This window comes from Dehalococcoidales bacterium (assembly GCA_035529395.1).
In the GTDB taxonomy this organism is placed as follows: Bacteria; Chloroflexota; Dehalococcoidia; order Dehalococcoidales; family Fen-1064; genus DUES01.
Genome location: DATKWT010000129.1, coordinates 1 through 4,368, shown reverse-complemented (window position 1 = coordinate 4,368; position 4,368 = coordinate 1). Strand labels below are relative to the sequence as shown.

Annotated in this window: 4 protein-coding genes; all 4 read left to right on the top strand. The window is 55.2% G+C overall.

Translation table 11 applies throughout. From position 1 onward, the window contains the following. A partial coding sequence (locus VMW13_08380) for a (Fe-S)-binding protein (GenBank protein ID HUV44831.1) occupies positions 1-1,888 on the top strand: 1,888 nt, incomplete at its 5' end. Positions 1,889-1,966: 78 nt separating this feature from the next. Further along, the gene (locus VMW13_08375) at positions 1,967-2,944 is read left to right on the top strand and encodes a thiamine pyrophosphate-dependent dehydrogenase E1 component subunit alpha (GenBank protein HUV44830.1); all 978 of its coding nucleotides are present in this window, start codon (positions 1,967-1,969) and stop codon (positions 2,942-2,944) included. 36 nt (positions 2,945-2,980) lie between these two features. Beyond that, positions 2,981-3,943: an alpha-ketoacid dehydrogenase subunit beta gene (locus VMW13_08370; protein HUV44829.1), complete on the top strand. Its 963-nt coding sequence runs from the start codon at positions 2,981-2,983 to the stop codon at positions 3,941-3,943. 22 nt (positions 3,944-3,965) lie between these two features. Further along, entirely contained in the window at positions 3,966-4,355 is a 390-nt protein-coding gene (gcvH, locus tag VMW13_08365; GenBank protein HUV44828.1) for a glycine cleavage system protein GcvH, read from the top strand. Positions 4,356-4,368: the final 13 nt, after the last annotated feature.

Genomic DNA, 4,368 nt, shown 5'->3' with positions numbered 1-4,368 from the left:
CGTTCTATCGCCACTGGCTAACGTGCCGCAGAGACCCTACAATATCGAGTTCCAGGACCACCGTTACCTGTCTCTTCTGCAGGCAGCCGGTTATCCGGTAACGGATTTCGGGGAGGGTAGCGGTGTGCTGCTGGTGAGCTTCGATGGTGAGAAATCGGAAGTGGAACAGGGCACGGGAGAGTTTGAGACATTATACCATGACCACCACGGGGGGGAGATAGCGGGCGCTGAACACGAATGGCAGGAACGGTTCAACATGCTCCGGGTGAAGCGGGCGGTGCCCAGCGTAGTCCCGAGCAGCGCCTACCTGCCACTGGAGCGCGTGACGGAGTTCTACTCCGGTCTGGAAAAACTGAACAAGAGGCCCATCGGTCTGCTGGGGTACGTGGTTTCTGAGAAACAGTGCAGTCTGATGCCCCTGATTGTCACCGACGAAACGAAACCGTTGGAGTATCTCTTTGCCATGCAGACGCCGAGCACCGTTTCCAACCTGGCGATTGGTCTGGGTGGTAAACCGGGTGGAGGACTCGGGGTGTGGAATGCCGCATACCGTGGTCTGCTTGGCGAAGCTCGACTCGATGAGATAAATAGAACCAGGGCACAGAATGACCCAAAGAGTATTATGAACCCCGGGATGTGGCCGGAACCACCGGTGCTGTTCCAACCGGTGGTGTATCGACTGGCTACGGGTGTTGCCTCAAAGGTAGACAGGCTAATACCAGCGGTTAGAAACGAGGTCAAGGCAGAGGGGTTTGTACGTGAAATCGAAGCCTGTGTTCAGTGTGGCTACTGCATGAGTGTCTGCCCCACAGCGCAGGGGTGGCTGTCATCCACACCGCGCGGCAGAATCCTGATGACAAAAGAACTCTTTCTTGAGCAACCGGCAGAGCAGAAGCTGGCACCCGAGTATCTGGAGCGCGTCTTCCAGTGTACCCTCTGTGGGAGATGTGGAGTCGATTGCAGCGTCGGTATAAAATCGCGGCCGATGTGGCAGGGCGTCAGGGAATACCTGGTGGAGAATGGTCTTGCGCCTGAGAGTCTCAATGGGTTGACAACGACCATTGGCGAAACGCACAATATGGCTGGTAAGCCCAATGAGCAGCGTGCCAACTGGGTGAACCGGCTGAAACTGCCTTACGACATCAGGGAGAAAAAAACAGCCGAGGTGGTCTATTTTGTGGGATGCGTGGCATCATTCTTTCCGATGGCGCAGCCGGCCGCCCGGTCTTTCTCACAGATAATGGAGACGGCCGGAATAGACTTCGGTATCGTCGGGGGTGAGGAGTGGTGCTGCGGGTTCCCCCTGATGGCTGCCGGCGACACTAAGGGCGCTGCCAGGTGCATCAGGCACAATATCGAACGTGTCAAGGAGATGGGGGCAAAGACCGTGGTCATGACCTGCCCTGGATGCTATCGTGTCTGGAAGGAGGAGTACAAGGAGGTCATAGGAAAGGAACACACCTTTGAGGTGCTTCACGAAGTTGAACTGCTTGCCCGTTTGATTGAAGAAGGCAGGGTAGAAATACCGGGGTTTGAGGGTAAAATGACATACCATGACCCCTGCGATCTGGGCAGAAACAGCGGCATTTTTGACGAACCGCGCTTCATCATCGACCGAATCCCCGGAGCGGAACTGGTCGAACTGGCGGACAACCGCGAGTACTGCAGTTGCTGTGGCTCGGGTGGGGACCTTCTGGCCTCAAACCAGGAATTAGCACAGGATATTGCCCGAAAGAAGATTGATGAGGTGCTGCTCACGGGGGCAGATACCGTGGTTACAGCCTGCCCTTCCTGTATCCGGGCACTGAATATGGCCAGAACATCTGCCAAAATAAAGCTCAACGTTCTGGATATTTCTGAGCTACTCTGGAAGGCAATGGGGAACTAACGGTTTTTGTGAACGGGCTTTCCCGAAATGGGGAAGTCGCCAGGAAGTAACTACTGATAAAAGTAGAAAGGAGGAAACATGGCACTGGAAAAGGAACAACTGATACAGATGTACACCAACCTGGTGCGCGCCCGCAAAATGGATGAACTCGTGGTCAAGAGTCTCATGGAAGGCAAAGTGGTCGGATTCTTCCACAGCGGGCAGGGCTCGGAGGCGGTCGGGGTAGGCGCCTGCAGTTTTCTGAGGGATGATGACTTCGTCTACCCTCACCATCGCGGGCACGGTATTGCCTACATGCTGGCAAAAGGTGCTTCCCTGAAGGAATACCTCGCTGAGCACTACGGAAAGGCCAACGGTATGGCCGGGGGCATCGCTGGCTTCCACGGCGTTGACATTAAGCATGGTATTTTCGGAAGTGCCGGTACTATCGGTTCTCAGTTCCCGGTATCTGTTGGCTGGGGACTGGCCTGCAAGAAGAACGGCCGGGGTCAGGTCACACTATGCTGCTTTGGTGACGGCAGTTCCAACCGGGGGACGCTCCACGAAGCGATGAACGTGGCTGCGGTATGGAAGCTACCCGTTGTCTGGCTCTGTGAAAACAATCTCTACGCCCAGTTTATGCCCCTTAAAGATGCCTATGCCCGGGAGGATATTGCAGACCTGGCCGCTGGCTACAACATGCCCGGGGTGGTCGTTGACGGGCAGGATGTTATTGCCGTCCACGAGGCAGTACAGGCCGCAGTGGAAAGAGCCAGAGCGGGAGAAGGTCCTTCACTGATTGAGTGCAAGACCTATCGTTACCGGAGTCACTCAGAGGGGTCAAACGATATTTCCCACGTTGACCCGCGACCCGCGGAGGAGATTGAGGCCTGGAAGAAGCGGGACCCGATAAAGCTCTTCCGTGAGAAGCTATTGGAGCAGAATATTCTCACGGCGGCTGAAAATGAGCGAATAGAGAAAGAGGCTGACGAATGGGTGGCGGACGCTGATAAGTTCGCTACGGAAGGCAAGGTACCAGGCCCTGAAGCACTCGAGAATGCCCTGTATGTAGAGTAAAGTCTTTTAACGACTACTCTGTGAGGAGATATTGGAATGAAACAGACTGTATTTATGATGGCACTGAATGAAGCCCTCAACGAGGAAATGGAACGAGACGAGAAGGTCTTCATCATTGGCGAAGATGTTCAATCCGGGGTCTTCGGGGCAAGCCGGGGGCTGATAGAAAAGTATGGTCCTGAGCGTGTCATGGACACTCCGTTGAGTGAGACGGCAGTTGCCGGGGCCGCTCTTGGCGCGGCAACTGCCGGCTATCGTCCGGTTGCCGACTTTATGTTTGCTGACTTCATGTTCGTTGCGGCCAATGAAATCGTGAACAATATAGCCAACTGGCACTTTATCCATGGCGGCAAAGTCAACCTGCCCGTAGTGCTGTTTGCCAGCATCGGGGGGTATGTCCGGCTTGGTCCGGAGCATTCGCAATGCCCCGAGTCCTTTATAATGCACAAACCGGGGCTAAAGCTGGTTGTGCCCTCGGACCCGTACTCTGCCAAGGGACTGCTCAAGACGGCCATCAGGGACGATAATCCGGTGGTCTTCTTCTATCACAAGCGGCTGCTCGGTCTCCAGGGCGAGATACCGGAAGAGGAGTACACGATACCGTTCGGGGTGGCCGATATCAAGCGTAAGGGCACGGATGTAACCGTGGTGGCGACCTCATACATGGTGCAGCTAGCCCTCCAGGTGGCTGAAGAGATGAAGGACAAGGTCAGTATCGAGGTGGTAGACCCGAGGACACTGGAGCCTCTGGATATCGATACGATTGCTGCATCGGCAAGGAAGACGGGGCGTGTCGTCATTGTTGACGAGGACACGAGGCGATGCGGGGTTGGTGCAGAGATTGGCATGCAAATCATGGAGAACGCCTTCGATTCCCTGGATGCTCCTATCCAGAGGGTTGCTGCGGCCAACTTGCCGATTCCCGGGGCCTACATGGAACAGTACGTGCTGCCTCAACCCAAAGACATCGTTGCTGCAATAGAAGCGGTCATAGCCTGAGTTGGGAAAGGTGATTTAAAATATGTATCCTGAGGGACTTAAATACAACGAGGAACACACCTGGCTAAAGCTGGAAGGTGAAGACCTGGGCAGGGTGGGTATCACTACCTATGCCCAGGAGCAACTGAAAGAGGTCGTCTTCGTAGAGCTGCCTGAAATCGGGACAGCGGTCAGCCACATGGAGCCGTTCGGTGTGATTGAGAGTGTAAAAGCGACCAATGACCTGTACAGTCCGGTCACCGGTGAGGTGGTCGAGGTCAACGAAGCCCTTCAGGACGAACCGGGCAGGGTAAATGAGGACACCTATGGTGAAGGGTGGATGGTCGTTATTAAGATGACGAACCCGGGTGAAGTTGACTCACTTACTTCGGCGGATGAGTACCGGGCGCAGGTTGGCGGAGAGAATGCCTGATGAGCAAGGTGGG

What these genes read in the sequence shown, in the direction of transcription:
- gcvH (HUV44828.1), top strand. Translation starts at nt 3,966, where the DNA reads ATGTATCCTGAGGGACTTAAATACAACGAGGAACACACCTGGCTAAAG.
- VMW13_08370 (HUV44829.1), top strand. Translation starts at nt 2,981, where the DNA reads ATGAAACAGACTGTATTTATGATGGCACTGAATGAAGCCCTCAACGAG.
- VMW13_08375 (HUV44830.1), top strand. Translation starts at nt 1,967, where the DNA reads ATGGCACTGGAAAAGGAACAACTGATACAGATGTACACCAACCTGGTG.